The 20,596-nt window shown below is 60.6% G+C and carries 18 protein-coding genes and 3 pseudogenes; 11 read left to right on the top strand and 10 right to left on the bottom strand.

Translation table 11 applies throughout. The features are described 5' to 3' along the window. Positions 1-391: 391 nt before the first annotated feature. Positions 392-1,051 carry a methyltransferase family protein gene (locus F8N80_RS02015; protein WP_150745214.1) on the bottom strand — a complete coding sequence of 220 codons (660 nt, stop codon included), beginning with the start codon at positions 1,049-1,051 and terminating at the stop codon, positions 392-394. Between the two features lie 184 nt (positions 1,052-1,235). Between F8N80_RS02015 and F8N80_RS02010 the strand changes: the two genes are divergently transcribed. Next, positions 1,236-2,165 (top strand): pyridoxal-phosphate dependent enzyme, encoded by a 930-nt coding sequence (locus tag F8N80_RS02010; protein WP_150783109.1) that lies wholly within the window; start codon positions 1,236-1,238, stop codon positions 2,163-2,165. Between the two features lie 68 nt (positions 2,166-2,233). Here F8N80_RS02010 and F8N80_RS02005 read toward each other — a convergent pair whose 3' ends face one another. Beyond that, a complete protein-coding gene (locus F8N80_RS02005) occupies positions 2,234-2,551 on the bottom strand; it encodes a DUF2388 domain-containing protein (protein ID WP_150745212.1) in 318 nt (105 codons plus the stop codon). Positions 2,552-2,753: 202 nt separating this feature from the next. Here F8N80_RS02005 and F8N80_RS32080 point away from each other — a divergent pair. Continuing rightward, positions 2,754-2,876: pseudogene (locus F8N80_RS32080) on the top strand (cyclase family protein); the annotation flags it as partial. A 59-nt stretch (positions 2,877-2,935) separates the two neighbouring features. Here the strand turns inward: F8N80_RS32080 and F8N80_RS01990 are convergent. Both F8N80_RS01990 and F8N80_RS01985 read right to left on the bottom strand, forming a co-directional pair. Next, positions 2,936-3,430, bottom strand: coding sequence for an RES family NAD+ phosphorylase (locus F8N80_RS01990; protein ID WP_150745211.1), 495 nt, complete (start codon positions 3,428-3,430; stop codon positions 2,936-2,938). Next, positions 3,427-3,936 carry an antitoxin Xre/MbcA/ParS toxin-binding domain-containing protein gene (locus tag F8N80_RS01985; protein WP_150783108.1) on the bottom strand — a complete coding sequence of 170 codons (510 nt, stop codon included), beginning with the start codon at positions 3,934-3,936 and terminating at the stop codon, positions 3,427-3,429. The genes F8N80_RS01990 and F8N80_RS01985 overlap by 4 nt, the downstream gene beginning before the upstream one ends. Positions 3,937-4,262: 326 nt before the next feature. Here F8N80_RS01985 and F8N80_RS01980 point away from each other — a divergent pair, with 326 nt between their 5' ends. Further along, entirely contained in the window at positions 4,263-4,862 is a 600-nt protein-coding gene (locus F8N80_RS01980; RefSeq protein ID WP_150783107.1) for a DinB family protein, read from the top strand. A gap of 22 nt (positions 4,863-4,884) precedes the next feature. On the opposite strand, the pseudogene F8N80_RS01975 reads toward F8N80_RS01980, so the two are convergent. The 3 genes and pseudogenes from F8N80_RS01975 to F8N80_RS01965 all read right to left on the bottom strand — a co-directional run. Continuing rightward, positions 4,885-5,208, bottom strand: a pseudogene (locus F8N80_RS01975) (LysR family transcriptional regulator); the annotation flags it as partial. Positions 5,209-5,393: 185 nt separating this feature from the next. Further along, a pseudogene (locus F8N80_RS31970) lies at positions 5,394-5,573 on the bottom strand (retron system putative HNH endonuclease); the annotation flags it as partial. Next, on the bottom strand, positions 5,573-6,718 hold the full coding sequence (locus F8N80_RS01965; protein ID WP_318185844.1) for an AAA family ATPase: 1,146 nt from the start codon (positions 6,716-6,718) through the stop codon (positions 5,573-5,575). The pseudogene F8N80_RS31970 and the gene F8N80_RS01965, both read right to left, overlap by 1 nt. A 598-nt stretch (positions 6,719-7,316) precedes the next feature. Between F8N80_RS01965 and F8N80_RS01960 the strand changes: the two genes are divergently transcribed. Then, entirely contained in the window at positions 7,317-7,727 is a 411-nt protein-coding gene (locus tag F8N80_RS01960; RefSeq protein WP_150783106.1) for an SRPBCC family protein, read from the top strand. Between the two features lie 167 nt (positions 7,728-7,894). Here F8N80_RS01960 and F8N80_RS01955 read toward each other — a convergent pair whose 3' ends face one another. Next, positions 7,895-9,268, bottom strand: coding sequence for a sensor histidine kinase (locus F8N80_RS01955; protein ID WP_150783105.1), 1,374 nt, complete (start codon positions 9,266-9,268; stop codon positions 7,895-7,897). Further along, a complete protein-coding gene (locus F8N80_RS01950) occupies positions 9,246-9,929 on the bottom strand; it encodes a response regulator transcription factor (RefSeq protein ID WP_150783104.1) in 684 nt (227 codons plus the stop codon). Before F8N80_RS01950 ends, F8N80_RS01955 begins: the two co-directional genes overlap by 23 nt. Positions 9,930-10,361: 432 nt before the next feature. Here F8N80_RS01950 and F8N80_RS01945 point away from each other — a divergent pair, with 432 nt between their 5' ends. After that, positions 10,362-11,297, top strand: a complete 936-nt coding sequence (locus F8N80_RS01945) for a hypothetical protein (RefSeq protein ID WP_150745203.1) — start codon at positions 10,362-10,364, stop codon at positions 11,295-11,297. A gap of 175 nt (positions 11,298-11,472) precedes the next feature. Here F8N80_RS01945 and F8N80_RS01940 read toward each other — a convergent pair whose 3' ends face one another. Further along, a complete protein-coding gene (locus F8N80_RS01940; RefSeq protein ID WP_150783103.1) occupies positions 11,473-12,390 on the bottom strand; it encodes a MurR/RpiR family transcriptional regulator in 918 nt (305 codons plus the stop codon). A 310-nt stretch (positions 12,391-12,700) separates the two neighbouring features. On the opposite strand from F8N80_RS01940, the gene F8N80_RS01935 reads away from it, so the two are divergent. From F8N80_RS01935 to F8N80_RS01905, 6 genes are all read left to right on the top strand, one after another. Next, positions 12,701-14,638, top strand: coding sequence for a bifunctional 5-dehydro-2-deoxygluconokinase/5-dehydro-2-deoxyphosphogluconate aldolase (locus tag F8N80_RS01935; protein ID WP_150745201.1), 1,938 nt, complete (start codon positions 12,701-12,703; stop codon positions 14,636-14,638). Between the two features lie 159 nt (positions 14,639-14,797). Further along, a complete protein-coding gene (gene iolE, locus F8N80_RS01930) occupies positions 14,798-15,691 on the top strand; it encodes a myo-inosose-2 dehydratase (protein WP_150783102.1) in 894 nt (297 codons plus the stop codon). Then, positions 15,688-16,548 (top strand): 5-deoxy-glucuronate isomerase, encoded by an 861-nt coding sequence (iolB, locus tag F8N80_RS01925; protein WP_150783101.1) that lies wholly within the window; start codon positions 15,688-15,690, stop codon positions 16,546-16,548. The genes iolE and iolB overlap by 4 nt, the downstream gene beginning before the upstream one ends. A 44-nt stretch (positions 16,549-16,592) precedes the next feature. Then, positions 16,593-17,414, top strand: a complete 822-nt coding sequence (locus F8N80_RS01920; RefSeq protein WP_150783100.1) for a TIM barrel protein — start codon at positions 16,593-16,595, stop codon at positions 17,412-17,414. Between the two features lie 155 nt (positions 17,415-17,569). After that, positions 17,570-19,501 (top strand): 3D-(3,5/4)-trihydroxycyclohexane-1,2-dione acylhydrolase (decyclizing), encoded by a 1,932-nt coding sequence (iolD, locus tag F8N80_RS01910; RefSeq protein WP_150783099.1) that lies wholly within the window; start codon positions 17,570-17,572, stop codon positions 19,499-19,501. Positions 19,502-19,536: 35 nt separating this feature from the next. After that, on the top strand, positions 19,537-20,547 hold the full coding sequence (locus F8N80_RS01905) for a Gfo/Idh/MocA family protein (protein WP_150783098.1): 1,011 nt from the start codon (positions 19,537-19,539) through the stop codon (positions 20,545-20,547). The last annotated feature ends 49 nt before the right edge of the window (positions 20,548-20,596 follow it).

Genomic DNA, 20,596 nt, shown 5'->3' with positions numbered 1-20,596 from the left:
CTCCTACTGGCCTTCGAGGCCTGACTGTAATCGGCATGCCACGAGCTCTTCCAATTTTGGCCAGAAGCCGATGACGGCTTCCTCGAATAGGCCTAATACATAGATGCAACGGGGCGGCAGTTTTTTTGAAAGCGGGTAGACAGTGGGGGCGAGTCCATACATAGGAGCTGCCATGACATCGACTCACATTCACCCGATCGAGACGGCGCATGCGACGCTGGTCAGTTATGACTCGGTAACCACAGTAGTGGATCCCGACGGCAATCTTCGCCTGCAGGAGATCTAATGTGGGAGCGGGCTTGCTCGCGAAGGCGGCCGATCAGTCGACATCAATGTTGGATGTGACGGCCTCTTCGCGAGCAAGCCCCTCCCACCGTTGGATCTTTGGTGCCTAATAAATCCCGGGGATCAACCGCCAGCTACGGCTGCAGTACGCCTCGTATTCACCGCCGAACTGCGCCCGCAACAGCGCTTCTTCAGCATGGATACGCGCCATCAGCGGGATCATGGTCAGCGCGGCCAGCAACAAGCCCACGCCCGAACGAAACGCCAGCGCCCAACCCACGGCAGTGATCAACATTCCGAGATAACTGGGGTTGCGCAAGTTGCGATAGATCCCGTCGGTGACCAGGCGATGTCCCGGTTGAATCGCCACCAGCCCACTGAAGCGTTTGCCCAGCACAAACACCGGCCACAGCCGCAGCGCACCGCCGATGATGAACAGCAGCGCGCCAAGCCAGCGAACGCCCTCGCCACCGAAGGTCCAGAAATCGATCCGGTCCGTGTAGGCCGGCAAAAAACCGCTCAATACTCCGATCACCCCGAAAACCGGAAGCACCCAGCGATTGGCCCGGTCTTCACGTTCGCCTGAACTCAGGTTGACCTCGGTAAACAGAGAAGCGATCGCCATCACCAAGGTTGCCAGCACAACGACCACCAGCGGTGCATGGGAGAAAAACGCCGCAAACCCGCCCAGCCCCCACACCGCGAGCCCGAGGTAGGCGAGGGTGACGACGATGGCGAAAAACGCCAGCCTGGCCGAGATTTTCATGACTGACCTCCCAAGGGACATACGACACAGTGTAGGTGTCGGTCCGGGCATTGCGCCGATTCCACGGCGGCACCGCGTTATCGCTGAGACGAAGGGGCAGGGTGGACTACGCTTGATTAAGCACCGTTCACCCTCGGCGCATTGAATATTTCAACGAGCCGTGGGCCTGCTAAAGGGAGCCACCATGCTTCACATCAGAACGCCGCTGATTCTGCACCCAGCCCTGTCGACCCCGAACCGGCGAATCTGGCTCAAGCTGGAAAACCTGCAACCCAGCGGTTCGTTCAAACTGCGCGGCATGGGCCTGCTGTGCAGCCAGGCCAAGGCCCAGGGCAAACGCAAAGTGGTTTGCCCTTCCGGTGGCAATGCCGGTTTCGCCACTGCCGTGGCCGCCGCCAGCCTGGGCCTGGAAGCCTGCATCGTGGTGCCGCAGACCACCGCGGAAGCCACCCGCGCCAGAATCCGCAACACCGGTGCCGAGGTGATCGTGCATGGCGAGGTCTGGGACGATGCCAATCAAAAAGCCGTGGAGCTGTCACGGGGCGCACACACTGAGTACGTGCCGGCCTTTGATCATCCGGTGTTGTGGGAAGGGCACAGCAGCATGATCGATGAAATCCTCGAGGACTGTCCTCAGGTCGATACCGTGGTGACGTCGGTTGGAGGCGGTGGCTTGCTGGCGGGTATCCTCACCGGCTTGATCCGCCATGGCCGCATGGACTGCCGGATCGTCGCCTGCGAGACCCGGGGCGCGGCGTCCTTTTCGGCGGCGCTGGCTGCCGGGCACCCCGTCAGGTTGCCGCGAATCGATACGGTCGCGACATCCCTCGGCGCCGCCCAGGTGGCGGCCTGGCCGGTGCAGCACATCCTGGATTTTGCCCACGAATGCGTGGTGCTGAGTGACGACGAGGCGATCATGGGCGTAGTGCGTTATGCCAGCGACCTGCGCCAGTTGGTCGAGCCGGCGTGCGGGGTTTCGTTGGCCATTGGCTACTTGGACCACCCGGCAATTGCCAGCGCCCGGAACGTGGTGATCGTGGTGTGCGGCGGGGTGAGTATCAGTGCGCAGATGGTTGCCGAATGGGCGCGTCTGTCCGCTGCGAGCGAAAAGTAGCGTGCAGCGAAGGCAGGGCCGGAAACGCTATTCAGGTTTCACCAGCCCCACCGCTACTTCTTCAGCGTTCATTGACCGGCTGGAGTGCCTTCCTGAACCAGGATGGCTCGGGCCAGGTCTTCATCGCTTGCCTTCAGGCCAGGATTGTTCTGACGAACCTGCTGCAATACCGATTCCAGGTAAACCCCGCGAATCGTGCCGCCACTGGCCACGAAGCTGGAGGCGTCATCCCGGGCGGGAATCATCATTTTGTCATCCTTGAAGGTCGAATACAGGGACGCTGAAAGGCCCGCCGAAGTGGCGACATCGCCTGCATCCACATCGGCCAGGGCCGAACCAAAGGGCAAGCAAAGCACTAGCGAGGAGATGAGAAACAGACGGCGCATGACGGAGCCCTCCGAAAGCATGAAGCGTAAAGGAACTATTACATAGTTTAGGATGCCTGGTGGCCCTCAAGAGTTCCTTGCCGCACAAATAATCACAACCCGGCGAAGCCGGCGGCACCACCATGGGGCCGAACAAATTCACCTTCAACGATGAACTGGTGGTGGCCTGGACCGGTGTCGGCACCCAACTCAACGGCATCTACTCGAGCTGATCGACAGCCGCGCGCTGGTCCGGGACAAAGCCTGGGAGTTCATGTTCGTGCTCGGGCAGCCGCTGTACAAGGGCTCGACCCAGGTCAACATCAACCCGGTGGCGATTCGCTGAATACGACTGCATCACTTGCCATGGCCCGGGAACCGAAAAGCTACCCAGTCAGGCGCATCTCACGTTTTCTTCAGCAACCGGGTGTCCAGGCCGAAGCGTTCCTGGGAGACAAGCTTGAATTTATCGGCGGCCAAGTCGCAGCTCACCAGTAAATTCCACGAATGGCGAGTGACTGCACAAGGGATGAGCAGGAACGGGTGCCGGGCCAGCAGTTGATCAGCAAATTGTTGTTGATTGGGCGAGGGTTGAGACGGAATGAGCCAGTTCGGGTTTGGCACGTCTTCGGGTTGAACAATGTTAATGAGTTCCGGATCCAGCACTTCGAAACACGTCAGCACGTGAGGCACCCTGTCGAGCGTATCGAAGCCTACGTGGGCCGCGACTTCCAGGATGGCAGTGGAGGGATCGGCCGAAGCGTAAATTACCCGGCGGCCGGGAGGGTTCCAGCGGCCACCGGATCTTTGTGCGCCAATGCCACTGTCCCAAGTGTCCTTGTAGACCTCGCGGTCAAGGCGCCAAGCGTGCCACTTCCCGTCCCAGGGCAAAGGATTCATTGGTAAACCCCGTGTTCAATCCGGGTCAAGTAGTCCTCCACCGCCTGGAAGCCCAGCGAGTTGTCGATCAGCTCCAGCGGGACATTACCGTCGAGGTATTTGCAGGGTTTCCCCAGCCACTCCTCAGCCAACTGCTGATTGCCAAACACGTTGATGGCGTGCTCCAGAGTCTGCGCATACTGAAAGGCTATCGTGCTCTGCTGCTGGTTCAGGCGTACCGGTTTGGGCTCTTTCATCAAGCGCTGGACGGTCCTGACAGACTTGCCTGTGATGCGCTGAACAAGGCCATGTTCCATGTACAGCGTTGACGTGGAAAGCATGTCCCTGACGTCGCTCAGATCGAAGCCTTCCTGCGTGTAGCGGATGATCAGCAGGCGTGTATCACCCTTGCGGCCATGTAGCAGCACCTCGGTCGGCTTTCGGGTGACGTTCGTTGTCTGCGGCACGCTGGCTGCTTTTCCTGCGGACTTGGCGGCGGGCTTGTCTGCTTGATTCGCTGTGGGCATATCGATTAATTCCGTGCGACATTTGACGTAATAATAGCGCCAAATGTCGCAGGCTGGGCAATTGCGTTTGTTGGCGAGTGTGTACTGCTGCGGGCATTGCCGCCTGTGCGCAGGTGGACATCCTGGTCAATAACGCAGGCGGGCCGCCCCCCGGTACCTTCTGATCGCTTGGAGGATGACGTTCGGCGATCCCTCAATCAGATCCCCTCATTATTCAGCTGGCAACGCTCGCCCGGTAACGGGTGTACCGATGATCAGCGTTTGCGATGCCGTTCGTCGATGAGGGCTATGCTTGGCAGTGCGCCCATTGAAGTGGGAGACCTCTGATGATCAACGCACGCACTGCCCGCATGCTTGCCGATTACAAACGCTGGGCCGATCAACGCCTCTTCGACAGCCTGGCCGCCCTGCCGCCGGGGGAGGTCAACAAAGATCGGGTCTCGGTATTCAAGAACATGATCGGCACCCTGAACCACATCTACGTCGTGGACTGCATCTGGCAGGCCCACCTCGAAGGCCGAGGGCACGGCTTCAAGACCTCACACGATCTGCTGCATCCCGACCTGGCCGAACTGCGCGTGGCGCAGAAGGACATCGATCACTGGTACTGCGACTGGAGCGAACGGCAGACCGATGAATCGCTGGATCACTCCGTCGAGTTCAGCTTCGTCTCGGGCGAAAGCGGCACCATGAGCGCCGGCGCAATGCTGCTGCACGTGGTCAATCACGCCAGCTATCACCGTGGCTGGGTGGTGCAGATGTATTTCGAGATTCCGGCGATGCCACCGGTCACGGACATGCCGGTGTACTTGCGCGAGTCCGGTCAGGCTTCTTTTTTGCGTCCGCTTAATGCGCCGGCAGTGGCGCGGCCATGTGCTGTTCAATTTTCGAGCGCAACCAGCGTTCTGCCGGATCGTTATCGTTGACCCCGTTCCAGACCATGGACGGTTCGGACAGGCCGATGCGAAACACATCGCGGCTGGTGGACGGGTCGAAATCCTTGGCCCGGCTGACCGCGCCGGAGATGGTGTCCATCGCCGGCTGCAGTTCCTGGAGAATCTGCAACGCGCGCTGGGTCGGCTCCAGGGCGCGACCGTTACGCACCAGCAACGGGTCGTCGAACAGATCGCGCAACTTGGCCAGCGAGGCACTGACGGCGGGCTGGCCGAGGAGCAGCTTTTCCCCGGAGCGAGTGAGGTTTTTTTCGAACATCAGGGTTTCGAAAATCACCAGCAGGTTCATGTCCACGCGGCGCAGGTCGTTGCGGTTCATGGTGGGGGCTCGTTGGCGCTTGGGGTCTTTTAGTAAAGCACCAATCCCCCTTGAGTGCTTACTGTGGCGAGGAGGGGGCTGTGGGAACGAGACCGGCTTGCCGGCGAAAGCGGTGTGTCAGTCGACAGAGATGTTGAATGTGCCGGCCTCTTCGCCGGCAAGCCGGCTCCTACAGGTCCTGCGTGTCATTGCAGATGGGGAGCGTCGCGCTCAAGTACTTCTTCGGCAATCTTGCCAAAAAACGCCCGAGTAATACTGAAGAACTGACTCAGCTTTGCTCCGGTGGGTATAAGGTCGATACCCGCGAGGCAATGCAGGTTCATATCCTGGCCGATATGTTCTTCAAAAAGCTGTTCCAGCTCTTCTAGGTCATGGCAAGGGGCTGGGAAGCAATCAACAGGCCTCGGGCGTCTTGGCCGATTACCCGGATATTTTCGCGCCGGACAGTGCTGAGCACCTGCGGGCTATGAGTCGTGACAATGAACTGCATGGCGGGAAAAGCAGCTCGCAATGATCCTATTATTGACTGCTGCCAATAGGGATGCAGAAACATATCGACTTCATCGATCAACGCGATACCCGGTGTTTCCAGTGGTGCCCGCGCCTCGAGGTGCGGGTTGAGTTTACAGGCACGAAAGGCGAGGTCGGCAACCATGGCAATGGTGTTGCGCAGTCCATCGCTGAGCATGTCGACAGGCAACACCCCTTGTTCAGCGTGGTGCATGACCAACTGCTGTTGATGGCTTGCGCTGTACTCAAGGCTGTGCCAACCGGTGGGCACTTTTATCAACCGGTCGATGGCATCCTTGATGGCTGCGATGATCTGTTCAAAGCGCAGGCCGGCATCGGATATTTTTTCTTTGCGCTCCAGAGCGATCAATTGGGCTTCACGATAGCTGAGATAGATCCAGCTGTACCAGGCAGTGAAGGTTTTGAAACTGGACGAATAGGACAGGCAGTTCAGATACCCGGACGTCCTGGAGTATTCGCTCTTGTCGAGCGTAGTTTGAGCCGCAGCCGAGGTGAATCGTCCCTCGTACCAGAGACGTGAGGTTCCCAGGTAGGTCACCATGGGCAAAATCACGTGAGTATCGTTACGCACCTGCTCCTGAAGCGATTTGCCGAATGAGGTAAGCGCTTTCGAGCCAGCGTCGCCGATAGTATTGGTAGATTTTTTCAAGCTCAGGCGTTGCTGCAACCAATGGTCCTGGCCAGCGTTGTCCGCCCATTCCCCCCAGGCTTCAATGGCACTGGGCGTCTGAGACTCCATGTTGCCACTGCTGAATTGTGCGAGTCGCACATCTTCGTTCTGAATGGTGGCGGATTTCCCTGTCTGGCTGCCCAGATCGAAGCCTTTGACGAAAGGCCATAGAGCGACCCGGGCAGCATCCAGAATGGTGGTTTTACCACCACCGTTGGAGGCAATCAGTATGGTCAGATGCGGATCGAAGTCGATCTCGAACTCTCCAAAGAAGCGATAGTTCTGAATGCGCAGCTTGTCGAGCCTCACAGCTTTTTCTCCGATTTCGTTTTCTGGCCCAACATGGGGAGTACACCTGTGCGTTGCAGTCGGACCAGCATACTAAATGCAAACTGCGTAAACGCTAAAGAATGCTGATAACACCTTGCTCAGCCCCGGTTTGGTTGAGAAAAGATCAAGCAATGGGCGGCAAAGCCACCTCAAGTCCTTGAAGTTGGATACGGACATTGTGGGACTAGCCTGCTCGCGAAAGCGGTGTGTCAGGCAATGGCGATGCCAACTGACAGTCCCGCTTCGCGAGCAGGCTCGCACACAATGGTTTGGTGCGAACTCGGATTTGATGAGCAGCAGAGATCCTTGTGGGAGCGGCTGTGCGACGATTCGAATTGCCCGCGATGGTGGTATGACAGTCGGCAACGATGTTGAATGTACCGACGCCTTCGCCAGCAAGCCGGCTCCTACAGGGGCTGCGTTTTAGTCGGGTGGATCGAGTTGATCCAGCGCCCGGTTCACCGCCAGCTCGCCCAGCATCCTGTCCTCGGCTACAACCGGCGCAGTCCTGCGGGTCGACGGCGGTGTCGTCGACAGTATGGCGATTTGAATTTAGTTGATAAGGAGAGAACCACGCATGGCAACTGCATCAGCGTTTATCGATATCCCGGCTTCGGCCGATCAGGTCTGGCAATTGATTGGCGGCTTCAATTCGCTGCCGGACTGGCTGCCGTTCATTCCCCAAAGCGAACTGAGTGAAGGCGGGCGGGTGCGCAGCCTGCAAACGGCGGATGGGGCGGTGGTGGTGGAGCGGCTTCAGGCGTTTGATGACGCGGCGAAGACTTACAGCTACTCGATTGTGCAGGCGCCGTTTCCGGCGACTGACTACCTGGCGACTATCCGTGTTGAAGCGCAAGGGCAGGGCGCGCGGGTGACCTGGTCGGGACGGTTTGCGCCGGTCGGTGTGAGTAATGAGGAAGTGGTGGCGTTGTTTACCGGGATTTATCAGGGTGGCCTGGAGGCCCTGCGGGCAAATTACCCGGCCTGATAATAGTTGTAGAAAACACCTCAAAACCCTGTGGGAGCGGGCTTGCCCGCGATAGCGGAGTGTCAGGCGACATATTTGTGTCTGCTAGGCCGCCATCGCGGGCAAGCCCGCTCCCACAGGTTCTCTGTTGGTTCAGGAGATTTGGGTCAAGTCTGGGATATCAGGCTCTACTGGCAATCGAGCACCAGTTTCGCACCACCCAATTCACTGCTCCCCACCGCCAGCGTAAACCCATGCAGGCTGACGATCGCCGCCACGATCGACAGCCCCAGCCCGAACCCGCTTTGCTGATCGCCAGCCTCGGCGCGATAGAAGCGCTGGAATACGGCTTCCCGTTCACCTTCAGCAATTCCGGGCCCCGAGTCGAGCACTTCGATCCGCGTATGCCCACCTTCATCAATCCCACGCAAAATCACCTCGCCACCGGGCGGTGTGAATTTGATCGAGTTGCTCAACAGGTTAGCCAACGCCTCGAACAACAACGCCCGATCACCCTTCAGTGGCGGCAGTGCTTCAGGCAATTGCAACTGAAAACCAAGCCCGCCTTCTTCCGCCAATGGCAGATAGAACTCGTGCAGTTCCTGCAACAACGGCAGCGGATCCAGCTGCACGAAACCGGAACGCCGCTGCCGGTCTTCCAGCTCGGAAATGCGCAGCAATCCGCGAAAGCGCGCCATCAAGGTGTCCGCTTCGGCGAGCACTGAATCGAGTTGCGCCGCTGCTGTCGAGCCTTCACCCGCCTGTTGCTGCATGCGGTACAACTGCGCGCGCAAGCGGGTCAGCGGCGTGCGCAGGTCATGGGCGATGTTGTCGCACACGCCCTTGACCTCGTTCATCAAACGCTCGATGCGTTCGAGCATGGCGTTGACGATGGCTGCCAGCATGTCCAGCTCATCGCGGCGACTGGACAGCGGCAAGCGCCGGGTCAGGTCGCCGGCGACGATCGCTTCGGCGCTGGCCTGGATCCCGCGGATGCGCCGCAGTGGCCGACGGCGCAGCAGGTGCCAACCGACGATGCCCGGAACAATGGTCAGGGTCACGCCCCAGAACAAGGCATGGAGAATGATCCGGGTCACGGCAAACAGCGAACCGTTGTCCCGCAGCAGCACCAGCCAGCGACCGTCCCTGGCCTGGGTCGCCACCGCGTCGCAACTGTCGTTGGGCAGGGTCGGGTCGTCGGAGTCGGCGCAGTCGCTGAGCATGTGAATCTTGCCGTCCAGCGGCAGTCCCTTGGGGATATGGCGCAGGGCGCCGCTGAGGTAGCGATGCTGCTCATCGAACAGGCCATAGGCGTCGAGGCCGCGAATGTCGAAGGTCATGCTGACGGCGAGGGCGTCGACCAGTTGTTCGCCGGAAAAACGCGAGAACAGATGCTGGCGTTGCATCAGCGAGTGTTTGGCCAAGTTGTCCAGGTAAGCGGACACCTCGTAGTACATGACGCCCATGAGAATCCCGCTCCACAGCACGAACAGCGAACTGTAGAGCGCCAGCAACCGGCTGCTGGAAGAGCGCCAGCCTTTAGAGGGGTTCGGCAATGACATAACCCGAGCCTCGCACGGTCCGAATCAGTGGGGCATTGCCCGGCGGGTCGATCTTCTTGCGCAGACGGCCGATGTGTACGTCGATCAAATTGGTGCCGGGGTCGAAGTGGTAACCCCAGACCTCTTCGAAAATCATCATCCGCGACAGAATCTGCCCGCTGTTGCGCATCAGGAATTCCAGCAGCTTGTACTCGGTGGGCAGCAAGGTCAGTAGCTGCCCGTCGCGGCTGGCTTCGTGGCTGATCAGGTTAAGTTCCAGGTCCGCGACCCGCAGCGTGGTGGCCTGGGCGGTCACGGTGTTCTGTCGGCGCAGCAGGACTTCGACCCGGGCGGCCATTTCATCGGTGGCGAAGGGTTTGGTCAGGTAATCGTCACCCCCGGCACGCAAACCGCGCACCCGCTCATCGACATCGGAGAGGGCGCTGATCATCAGGATAGGCGTGGCCACGCCCATCGTCCGCAGGGTGGTGACGATCGCCAGGCCATCGAGCTCGGGCAGCATTCGGTCGAGGGTGATCAGGTCGTAGTCGCCACTGACCGCGCGCGCCAGGCCTTCGCGGCCATTGTCGACCCAATCCACGTCGAGGCCGTGGCTGCTCAATTCGGCGACGATTTCCCGGGCGGTCACGGCGTCGTCTTCGATGGTCAGGATGCGGGTCATGGGGCGGGCCTGTCTGGGGTTCACAACGTTGTGCGGCATTTTGCCAAGAAATGACCGCAAGCTTTCTAAATAAAACTTCATGTCAGGCGAGAAGATCAAAAGATCGTCCGAACGCGGCCGAACCTGCGGCAGCTCCTGCGCCGCCCCCCATACGACCGTAATCTCTCCGGCGCACCCACCCCCCTGTAGGAGCTGTCGAGCGAAGCGAGGTTGCGATTTTTTGATAGTGCCTTCAATGACTCTGCCTTAATAGGCAATGCATAAAACCCGCTGATATTCTCGCATTGTTGCAATTTGCATGGATGTCGGAAGTTCAATCTTTATAACTTATTGAAACTGAACGATTCATCTAAAGCTCGCGACTGGCACGGTGACTGCACTTCTTCCTTCGAAGAGTTGTAACACCATCTTTCTGTCTGGAGCGATACAACAATGAATAGATCCCCTGATGGTTTCTATCCTGCCGAATACGAATCGAGCTCGCGCTCTGGCGTGTCCTGGGGTGCCATTTTCGCCGGTGCCGCGGCGGCGGCCGCGTTGTCGCTGATCCTGGTGCTGCTCGGCTTTGGCCTGGGTTTTTCGGCGGTGTCGCCCTGGGCCAATGAGGGCGTGAGCGCCAAGGGCCTGGGTATTTCCACGATTGTCTGGCTGGCGTTCACCCAGATCGTTGCCTCCGGGCTGGGCGGTTACATCGCCGGTCGCCTGCGGGTTAAGTGGGCGAACATGCATGGCGATGAGGTGTATTTCCGTGATACCGCCCATGGCTTCCTGGCCTGGTGCGTGGCGACGCTGGTGACGGCGACGCTGGTCGTCGGCTCGATCAGCAGCATCGTCAGTGGTGGTGTGCAGGCCGGCGCCAGTGTGGCCGGTGGTGCCGCCAGTGCCGTGACTCAAGCGGCGGGTACAGCGGCGGGCAATACCGACAGTGACCCGTACGGTTACTTCATCGACAGTCTGTTTCGCGCTGATAGTCCGGCCGCCGTCAGCGATGATGCCGCCCGTGGCACCGTGACCCGCATCTTCGTGCGCAGCCTGAGCGACGGCCAACTGTCCGCCGAAGACCGCACCTACCTGGCACAGCTTGTTGCCCAGCGGACCAACCTGACTCAAGCGGATGCCGAACGTCGTGTCGATGAGGTCTATGCCCGCACTCAGAAAGCCGTGGCCGACGCCAAACTGGCTGCCCGGCAAGCCGCTGACACCGCGGCGAAGGTGGCCGCAATGACCGCGCTGTGGATGTTCGTTGCGCTGCTGATCGGTGCGTTTTTCGCCAGCCTTGCCGCCACTTTCGGTGGTCGTCGTCGGGATGCGGTCGAGTACCTCGAAACCGATGCTTATGTCACCACCACTACCGTACCGGTTCGCTAACCCAGGAGAACTCCCATGCGCTCATTACTGCTGTTTTTTCTTGGTATACCTATCCCGATCATTATCCTGATCGCTCTGTTCACCTGATATCACTGAGGCGTGTGCCTCTGCCGCTTCTGCCCTGGTAGAAGCGGCGTTTTTATAGGGGTGGGCTGATAGATACATTGGCGCTGCGCTAATCCTCGAAGCCCACCTGTTCGTGAATCTCGTCGACCTTCAATTCCAGACGATAGGCCACGGCGATGAACAACGCCTGGCACAGGCACAACGTGGCGCTTAACGAACGAAAGGCGAACGAACTGCCTTCATTGACCAGCAGCACCGTGTTGGCGCGCTTGGCCAGGGGGGAGAGGTTGCTGTCGGTGATGATCAGGGTTTTCGCCTGATGGTGCTGGGCAATGCGCAAGCAGTGCTGGGTTTCCTTGCCGTAGGGCGTGAAGCTGATGGCGATCACCAGGTCATTGGCGCGCACGCTGCGCATCTGCTCGCGGTAGCTGCCGCCGAGCCCGGAGACCAGATGGATGCGCTTGTTGGTGTGTTGCAGGTTGTAGACCAGGTAATCGGCCACGGCGAAGGAGCGGCGTACCCCGACCACGTAGATGTTGTCGGCGTTGACCACCAGGTCGACGGCCTTGTCGAAGGCCTGGTCATCGAGTTCCAGCCCCAGGCGTTCGATGCCCGACAAGGTCGCGTTGATGCACTCGCGCGCCAGATCGCCGCCGCTGGCCTTCTGCGACTTGTTGGCGATCATGCTGCGGATGCGCTGCTGGTAGTTCTGCACCGGCGTGGTCTTGTGGGTATAGGCCTCGCGAAACAGCGCCTGCATCTCGCTGAAACCACTGAAACCGAAGCGCTGGGAGAACCGCACGATCGCCGATGGATGCACTTCGCATTCCCGGGCGATGTCGCTGATGCGGTCGACCATGATCCGGTCGCTCTGCTGGCTCATGTAGCTGGCGATGCGCTTGAGCTGGCGCGGCAGGCTCTCGTATTCCTCGGTGATCAGCGCCAGCAGGCGCTCGGCATTGATCGGGGGACCAGGATCGCTCACTGGCGTGCTCTCGGTCGTGGCCGACTGATCGGTGGGGGACATAGAAAATCCTTCTGGCTTGTTCTTATAGAGATGACTTATCAGGTCATCCCCTGACAATAGGTTGGCTGTGCGCAGTCTACAGGGTAGGCCCGAGTAAAATCTTGAGCTTGCCGTCGGTAGGGGCTTGCTGAAACGATGCACCGTGGCTGGGACGCTTGTATCTGAGTCTATTGGAAAAAATATTCCACGTAAAAAATATTTAGAATAATTATTGATTATTCGACCCCGGACGTTTTAGTCTGCACCCACCAAGAGTGTTCGGCGCGGTCATCGCCCCGGACGCAGGCTGATAAAAATAACAGGAGCCAGCATGGGCCAGACTCGTTTTGCCAGTGGGCGTCAATTGGATCTGATTTGCCTGGGGCGCCTTGGCGTCGACCTTTATGCGCAGCAAGTCGGGGCGCGGCTGGAAGATGTTTCAAGCTTCGCCAAGTACCTCGGCGGCTCGTCCGCCAACATCGCTTTCGGCACCGCCCGGTTGGGGCTCAAGTCGGCGATGCTGAGCCGGGTAGGGGACGACCACATGGGCCGCTTCCTCGTGGAATCCCTGACCCGCGAAGGTTGCGATGTCAGCGGCATCAAGGTCGATCAGGAACGCCTGACCGCCATGGTGCTGCTGGGCCTCAAGGACCGCGAGACCTTTCCTCTGGTGTTCTATCGCGAGAACTGCGCCGACATGGCGCTGCGGGCCGAAGACATCCGCGAAGCCTTCATTGCCTCGAGCAAGGCCTTGCTGATCACCGGCACCCACTTCTCCACCGATGGCGTGTACAAGGCGAGCATCCAGGCCCTGGACTATGCACAAAAACACAACGTCAAACGGGTGCTCGACATTGATTACCGCCCGGTGCTCTGGGGCCTGGCCGGCAAGGCGGACGGTGAAACCCGTTTCGTCGCCGACCAGAATGTCAGCCAGCATGTGCAGAAAATTCTCCCGCGTTTCGACCTGATCGTCGGCACTGAAGAAGAGTTCCTGATTGCCGGCGGAGCCGAGGATTTGCTCAGCGCCCTGCGCAACGTCCGGCGGTTGAGCGCGGCGACCCTGGTGGTCAAGCTTGGCCCGCAGGGCTGCACAGTGATTCATGGCGAAATCCCGGCGCGTCTGGAAGACGGTGCGATTTATCCCGGGGTGCGCGTGGAAGTGCTCAACGTATTGGGCGCCGGCGATGCCTTCATGTCGGGCTTCCTCAGCGGTTGGCTGGAGGACGCCAGCGACGAGCGCTGCTGCCAGTTGGCCAATGCCTGCGGCGGTCTGGTGGTGTCGCGCCATGCCTGCGCCCCGGCGATGCCGACCCGGGCCGAACTCGATTACCTGTTCAACAGCCCGGTGCCGATTACCCGGCCGGATCAGGACGTCACCCTGCAACGCCTGCATCAGGTCAGCGTGCCGCGCAAACAGTGGAAGCAACTGTTCATCTTTGCCTTCGACCATCGCTGGCAACTGGTGGAACTGGCCCACAAGGGCGGTCGCGACCTGAGCGCCATCAGCGACCTCAAACAACTGTTTATCCAGGCCGTGGAGCGGGTCGAAGCCGATCTGCGCGGGCAAGGCATCGACGCCGATGTCGGGCTGCTGGCCGACCAACGTTTCGGCCAGGATTCGCTGAACGCCGCCACCGGCCGCGGTTGGTGGGTGGCGCGTCCGGTGGAGGTACAAGGCTCGCGGCCGTTGGCGTTCGAACACGGGCGCTCCATCGGCAGCAACCTGATCGCCTGGCCGCAGGAACAGATCATCAAGTGCCTGGTGCAATTCCATCCGGACGACGAGCCGATGCTGCGCCTGGAACAGGAAGCGCAGCTCATGGGTTTGTATCAGGCGTCCCAGGTCAGCGGTCATGAACTGCTGCTGGAAATCATCCCGCCCAAGGATCATCCGTCAACCCATCCGGATGTGCTGTATCGCGCGCTCAAACGCCTCTACAACCTGGGCATCTACCCGGCGTGGTGGAAGATCGAAGCGCAGAGCGCCGATGAGTGGAAGCAACTCGACGAACTGATCCAGGCGCGCGATCCGTACTGCCGAGGCGTGGTACTGCTGGGCTTGAATGCGTCGGCGGCGGCGTTGGCCGAAGGCTTCCAACAGGCCAGCCAGAGCCAGACATGTCGCGGGTTTGCCGTGGGCCGGACGATTTTCCAGGAACCGAGCCGCGCGTGGTTGGCAGGGGAAATCGACGATGAGGCGCTGATCCGCCAGGTGCAGGGGACGTTTGTTGAATTGATCGATGCCTGGCGGACCGCCCGGGCTTGATGGCCTGACGCATTTCAAATGTGGGAGCGGGCTTGCTCGCGAAGGCGGCCTGACAGTCAATATTGATCTCGCCTGACACACCGCTTTCGCGAGCAAGCCCGCTCCCACAGGGTTTTGTATCGCTCTTACTGGTTATGTAAAACAATAAAAGGTGCAGCCATGCCCGCTATCCGAATTGGCATCAACCCGATCTCCTGGAGCAACGACGACCTGCCGTCCCTCGGTGGCGAGACGCCGTTGAGCACGGCCCTCGGCGAAGGCAAGGACATCGGTTACGAAGGTTTCGAACTCAACGGCAAATTCCCCAAGGATGCCAAAGGCGTCGGTGACGTGCTGCGGCCCTATGACCTGGCGCTGGTGTCCGGTTGGTACTCCAGCCGCCTGGCTCGCCGTTCGGTGGCTGAAGAAATCGACGCCATCGGCAGTCATGTCGAGCTGCTGGCGAAGAACGGCGCCAAGGTGCTGGTCTATGGCGAGGTCGCCGACTCCATTCAAGGCCAGCGCATTCCCTTGGTCGAGCGGCCGCGTTTCCACAGCGAGCAGGCGTGGCAAGAGTACGCCGACAAACTCACCGAGCTGGCACGTTTCACCCTGTCCCAAGGCGTGCGGCTGGCCTACCACCACCATATGGGCGCCTACGTCGAATCCCCGGCGGACATCGACAAGTTGATGGCGCTGACCGGCAGCGAAGTCGGCCTGCTGTTCGACTCGGGCCATTGCTACATGGGGGGCGGAGAACCCTTGCACGTGCTGCGCAAACACATCGAGCGCATCTGCCATGTGCACTTCAAGGACGTGCGCAAACCGGTGGTGCAACTGGCGCGCAACAACCTGTGGAGCTTCCCCGACTGCATCATCAACGGCACCTTCACGGTGCCCGGCGATGGCGACATCGATTTCGGCGCCTTGCTCGACGTGCTGCTGGGCGCCGATTACCACGGCTGGCTGGTGGTCGAAGCCGAGCAGGACCCGGCGGTGGCTCCGAGTTATGTCTACGCCAAAAAAGGCTACGACACCTTGCGTGCACTGCTCGACGAGAGGATTGCGTCATGAGTCTGTTGGTCAAAAGCAACGCCCATGGCCGCACGATGGTCGAGTTGGGTCAAGGTGAGCTGGAATACGTCGGCTTTGCCGCTTACCGCTTGAGTCCGGGCGAAACACTGCCGGTCTCGGCGGGTGATAAAGAGCTGTGCCTGGTGCTGCTCAGCGGTCGGGTCAGCATCAAGGGTGAAGCGCCGGGGCAGGGCGCGTTCGACTGGGACAACATCGGCGATCGTCAGTCGGTGTTCGAAGACAAGTCTCCGTTCGCCGCGTACTTGCCGCCCGGCAGTCAGGCCCAGGTGGTCGCGCTGAGTGATGTGCAGATCGCCGTGTGTTCCGCGCCCGGCTCCACTACTGGAGCTAAAAGCGAAAAGATCGCAGCCTTCGGCAGCTCCTGCAGCTCCTGCAGCTCCTGCAGCCCACGGCTGATCACACCCGATAGCATGAAGCGCAGTGTGCGCGGCAAGGGCGCCAACACCCGTTACGTCTGCGACATCCTGCCGGACACCGAACCGGCCCATTCGCTGCTGGTGGTGGAAGTGCGCACGCCGTCCGGGCATTCGTCGAGCTACCCGCCCCACAAACACGACACCGACGACCTGCCGCACCAGAGCTTTCTCGAAGAAACCTATTACCACCAGATCAACCCGCCCCAGGGCTTCGTGTTTCAGCGGGTGTACACCGACGACCGCAGCATCGATCAGGCCATGGCGGTGGAAAACAGCGACTTGGTGGTCGTGCCCAAGGGCTATCACCCGGTCAGCGTGCCCTACGGCTACGAGTCGTATTACCTGAACGTGATGGCCGGCCCGAAACGTGTCTGGCAGTTCCATAACGATCCACAGCACAGCTGGCTGCTTGATCTCTGAACCCAAAAGCCGGAATGCCTACTTCTGCACGGAGAACAACAATAATGAGCAAACCCCTGCGTTTCGCCTTGAACCGTATGGTCGCCCCACGTTTGTCCCTGCCGGCGTTCATCGAGTTGGCGGTGACCCTCAAGGCCGACGCCATCGAGATCCGCAACGACCTCCAGGGTGTCGAGATCGAAGACGGCACCGCACCCGAGCGCGTGCGTGAGTTGTGTGCAGCCAAAGGCATCAGCGTGCTGTCGATCAACGCGCTGTATCCATTCGATGTGTGGAACGACGAGCGCCGGGCGCAAGCCCTGAAGCTCGCCGCTTATGCCCGGGATAGTGGCGCCAGGGGGGTGGTCATGTGCCCGTTGAACGACCGTGGCGACTCGCGTAACGAGGCCGGGCGCGCTTCTGGCCTGCGCACGGCGTTGAGTCAGCTGGCGCCGATCCTGCGCGATCACGGGATTCTCGGTTTCATCGAGCCACTGGGCTTCGAAGAGTGCTCGTTGCGCCGCAAACGCACGGCAGTGGACGCGATCAAGGCCATCGGCGGGCTGGATGTGTTCCGCCTGGTGCATGACACCTTTCACCATCACTTGGCCGGCGAACATGAGTTTTTCCCTGAATTGACCGGGCTGGTGCATATCTCCGGGGTCGAGGATGCCGAGGCGCCGCTGGCGAGCATCCGCGACGGGCACCGGGTGCTGGTGGGCGAGGGCGACATTCTCGGTAACGCGGCGCAGATCGAGACGTTGCTGAGCAGCGGGTACAGCGGCTACCTGTCGTTTGAGCCGTTTGCCGACAGCGTGCACGGGCTGGTGGATATCGAGCAGGCGATCGGCGCGAGCATGGATCACCTGCAAAAAACTCAAGGTTGACGCAAAACCCTGTGGAAGCGGGCTTGCTCGCGAAGACGGCGGCACATTCAACATTGATATCGCCTGACACACCGCTTTCGCGAGCAAGCCCGCTCCCACAGTGGAATCGCATTCCACAGCACACACCGGATTTGGCTTCAAAGGAAGGTGCAAGCATGACCACAACAAGACTGACCATGGCCCAGGCCCTGGTGAAATTCCTCGATAACCAGTACATCGAGGTCGACGGGGTCCAGAGCAAATTCATTGCCGGGATCTTTACCATTTTCGGTCACGGCAACGTGCTCGGCCTGGGGCAAGCCCTGGAGCAGGACAGCGGTGACCTGATCGTGCATCAGGGGCGCAACGAGCAAGGCATGGCCCATGCCGCCATCGGTTTCGCCAAGCAGCATCTGCGGCGCAAGATCTACGCCTGCACGTCGTCGGTGGGGCCAGGCGCGGCGAACATGCTGACCGCTGCCGCCACCGCGACCGCCAACCGCATTCCCTTGCTGCTGTTGCCCGGTGATGTCTACGCCTGCCGCCAGCCGGACCCGGTGCTGCAACAGATCGAGCAGTTCCACGACCTGAGCATCAGCACCAACGACGCGTTCAAGGCAGTGAGCAAATACTGGGACCGCATCAACCGTCCCGAGCAACTGATGAGCGCGGCGATCCACGCCATGCGCGTGCTCACCGACCCTGCGCAAACCGGCGCGGTGACCCTGGCCTTGCCGCAGGACGTTCAAGCCGAGGCCTACGACTACCCGGATTACTTCCTGCAAAAACGCGTGCACCGCATCGAGCGCCGTCCAGCCACCGAAGCCATGCTCGGTGATGCGCTGGCGCTGTTCAAGGGCAAGCGCAAACCGCTGATCATCTGCGGCGGCGGGGTCAAGTACTCCGGGGCCAATGCGGCGTTGCAGGCGTTTGCCGAGCGCTTCGATATTCCCTTCGCCGAAACCCAGGCCGGCAAGAGCGCAGTGATCTCCAGCCATCCGCTGAACGTCGGCGGCATCGGTGAAACCGGCTGCCTGGCGGCGAACCTGCTGGCCAGGGACGCTGATCTGATCATCGGGATCGGCACGCGCTACAGCGACTTCACCACGGCGTCGAAGTCCTTGTTCCAGCATCCGCAGGTGCAATTTCTCAACCTCAATATCAGCCCCTGCGATGCCCTGAAACTCGACGGCGTGCAGCTGCTGGCAGATGCCAGAACCGGTTTGCAGGCACTGGCCGAAGCATTGGGCGATTACCGCTCGAGCTGGGGCGATCAACCCCGGCAGGCCAAGGCGCAACTGGATGAGGAAGTCGACCGCCTCTATCAGGTGCAATACCAGGCCAAGGATTTCGTTCCGGAAATCAACGACCACCTGGACCCGGCGGTCCTGCGCGAATTCATCGAGCTGACCGGCTCCTGCCTGACCCAGAGCCGCGTGCTCGGCGTGCTTAATGAAGCCCTGGCCGACGACGCCGTGATCGTCGCCGCCGCCGGCAGCCTGCCCGGCGACTTGCAGCGCAGCTGGCGCAGCAAGGGCGTGAACACCTATCACGTCGAGTACGGCTATTCCTGCATGGGCTACGAGGTCAACGCCGCGTTGGGCGTGAAGCTCGCCGAGCCTGAGCGCGAGGTCTATGCACTGGTGGGCGACGGCTCCTACATGATGCTGCACTCGGAGCTGGCGACCTCGATCCAGGAGCGACGCAAGATCAACGTGGTGCTGCTGGACAACATGACCTTCGGTTGCATCAACAACCTGCAGATGGGCAACGGCATGGACAGCTTCGGCACCGAGTTCCGCTTCCGCAACCCGGAAACCGGCAAGCTCGATGGCGGCTTTGTGCCGGTGGATTTCGCCATGAGCGCGGCGGCCTACGGTTGCAAGACCTACAAGGTGAACACGGTCGAAGAGCTGCAAGCCGCACTGGCGGATGCGCGCTTGCAGACGGTGTCGACCCTGATCGACATCAAGGTCCTGCCCAAGACCATGATTCACGGCTACCTGTCGTGGTGGCGGGTCGGCGTCGCGCAAGTCTCCACCAGTGCCCGTACCCATGCCGTGGCCAAGACCCTGAACGAACGACTGGCCAAGGCCCGTCAGTACTGATTGCCCTGAATCGAACAACAACAAGGAGTCCTTACATGTCATTGAAGTTAGGCGTCATCGGTACCGGGGCCATCGGCCAGGACCACATCCGTCGTTGCAGCCAGACCTTGCTCAACAGCCAGGTCGTGGCGGTGACCGACATCAACCTGCAACAAGCGGCCAAGGTCGTTTCCGACCTGAAGCTGACCGCCGAGGTCTATCCCGACGGTCACTCGCTGATCAAGGCGCCGGAAGTCGAGGCAATCCTCGTCACCTCCTGGGGGCCGAGCCACGAAGCGTTCGTGCTGGCGGCGATTGCCGCGGGCAAACCGGTGTTCTGCGAGAAGCCCCTGGCCGTCACCGCCGAAGGCTGCCGCAAGATCGTCGAAGCCGAAGTGGCCCACGGCAAACGCCTGGTGCAGGTCGGTTTCATGCGTCCGTACGACGAGGGTTATCGCGCCCTGAAATCAGTGATCGACAGCGGCCAGATCGGCGAGCCGCTGATGCTGCACTGTGCGCACCGCAACCCGACGGTGGGCGAGAACTACAAGACCGACATGGCGATCACCGACACGCTGATCCATGAACTGGACGTGCTGCGCTGGTTGCTCGACGACGACTACGTCTCGGTGCAAGTGGTGTTCCCGCGCAAGACCAGCAAGGCCCTGGCGCATTTGAAAGACCCGCAGATCGTGCTGCTGGAAACCGCCAAGGGCACGCGCATCGACGTCGAAGTATTCGTCAATTGCCAGTACGGCTACGACATCCAGTGCGAAGTGGTGGGGGAGACCGGCATCGCCAAACTGCCGGAGCCGTCGCAGGTTCAGTTGCGCAGCGGGGCGAAGTTGTCCAACGCGATCCTGATGGACTGGAAGGATCGCTTCATCGCCGCGTACGACGTCGAGTTGCAGGCGTTCATCGATGGTGTGCGGGCCGGACAGGTGGGCGGGCCTTCGGCGTGGGACGGGTTTGCCGCCGCAGTGGCGGCAGATGCCTGCATCGAAGCCCAGAACAGCGGGCAGATCGTCAAGGTCGCACTCCCAAACCGCCCCCACTTCTACGGCTAGCCCCCCAATACACTTCTATGCCTAACCCCCACCCCCTGTAGGAGCGAGG

The organism is Pseudomonas fluorescens, from assembly GCF_902497995.1.
Taxonomy (GTDB): domain Bacteria; phylum Pseudomonadota; class Gammaproteobacteria; order Pseudomonadales; family Pseudomonadaceae; genus Aquipseudomonas; species Aquipseudomonas fluorescens_BK.
This window is presented reverse-complemented; position numbering and strand designations above follow the sequence as displayed.

What these genes read in the sequence shown, in the direction of transcription:
- iolB (WP_150783101.1), top strand. Translation starts at nt 15,688, where the DNA reads ATGAGTCTGTTGGTCAAAAGCAACGCCCATGGCCGCACGATGGTCGAG.
- F8N80_RS01960 (WP_150783106.1), top strand. Translation starts at nt 7,317, where the DNA reads ATGGCAACTGCATCAGCGTTTATCGATATCCCGGCTTCGGCCGATCAG.
- F8N80_RS01985 (WP_150783108.1), bottom strand. Translation starts at nt 3,936, where the DNA reads ATGCCCACAGCGAATCAAGCAGACAAGCCCGCCGCCAAGTCCGCAGGA.
- F8N80_RS01940 (WP_150783103.1), bottom strand. Translation starts at nt 12,390, where the DNA reads ATGTCCCCCACCGATCAGTCGGCCACGACCGAGAGCACGCCAGTGAGC.
- F8N80_RS01980 (WP_150783107.1), top strand. Translation starts at nt 4,263, where the DNA reads ATGATCAACGCACGCACTGCCCGCATGCTTGCCGATTACAAACGCTGG.
- F8N80_RS02005 (WP_150745212.1), bottom strand. Translation starts at nt 2,551, where the DNA reads ATGCGCCGTCTGTTTCTCATCTCCTCGCTAGTGCTTTGCTTGCCCTTT.
- F8N80_RS01955 (WP_150783105.1), bottom strand. Translation starts at nt 9,268, where the DNA reads ATGTCATTGCCGAACCCCTCTAAAGGCTGGCGCTCTTCCAGCAGCCGG.
- F8N80_RS01950 (WP_150783104.1), bottom strand. Translation starts at nt 9,929, where the DNA reads ATGACCCGCATCCTGACCATCGAAGACGACGCCGTGACCGCCCGGGAA.
- F8N80_RS01935 (WP_150745201.1), top strand. Translation starts at nt 12,701, where the DNA reads ATGGGCCAGACTCGTTTTGCCAGTGGGCGTCAATTGGATCTGATTTGC.
- F8N80_RS01990 (WP_150745211.1), bottom strand. Translation starts at nt 3,430, where the DNA reads ATGAATCCTTTGCCCTGGGACGGGAAGTGGCACGCTTGGCGCCTTGAC.
- F8N80_RS01945 (WP_150745203.1), top strand. Translation starts at nt 10,362, where the DNA reads ATGAATAGATCCCCTGATGGTTTCTATCCTGCCGAATACGAATCGAGC.
- F8N80_RS01920 (WP_150783100.1), top strand. Translation starts at nt 16,593, where the DNA reads ATGAGCAAACCCCTGCGTTTCGCCTTGAACCGTATGGTCGCCCCACGT.
- iolD (WP_150783099.1), top strand. Translation starts at nt 17,570, where the DNA reads ATGACCACAACAAGACTGACCATGGCCCAGGCCCTGGTGAAATTCCTC.
- iolE (WP_150783102.1), top strand. Translation starts at nt 14,798, where the DNA reads ATGCCCGCTATCCGAATTGGCATCAACCCGATCTCCTGGAGCAACGAC.
- F8N80_RS02015 (WP_150745214.1), bottom strand. Translation starts at nt 1,051, where the DNA reads ATGAAAATCTCGGCCAGGCTGGCGTTTTTCGCCATCGTCGTCACCCTC.
- F8N80_RS01905 (WP_150783098.1), top strand. Translation starts at nt 19,537, where the DNA reads ATGTCATTGAAGTTAGGCGTCATCGGTACCGGGGCCATCGGCCAGGAC.
- F8N80_RS02010 (WP_150783109.1), top strand. Translation starts at nt 1,236, where the DNA reads ATGCTTCACATCAGAACGCCGCTGATTCTGCACCCAGCCCTGTCGACC.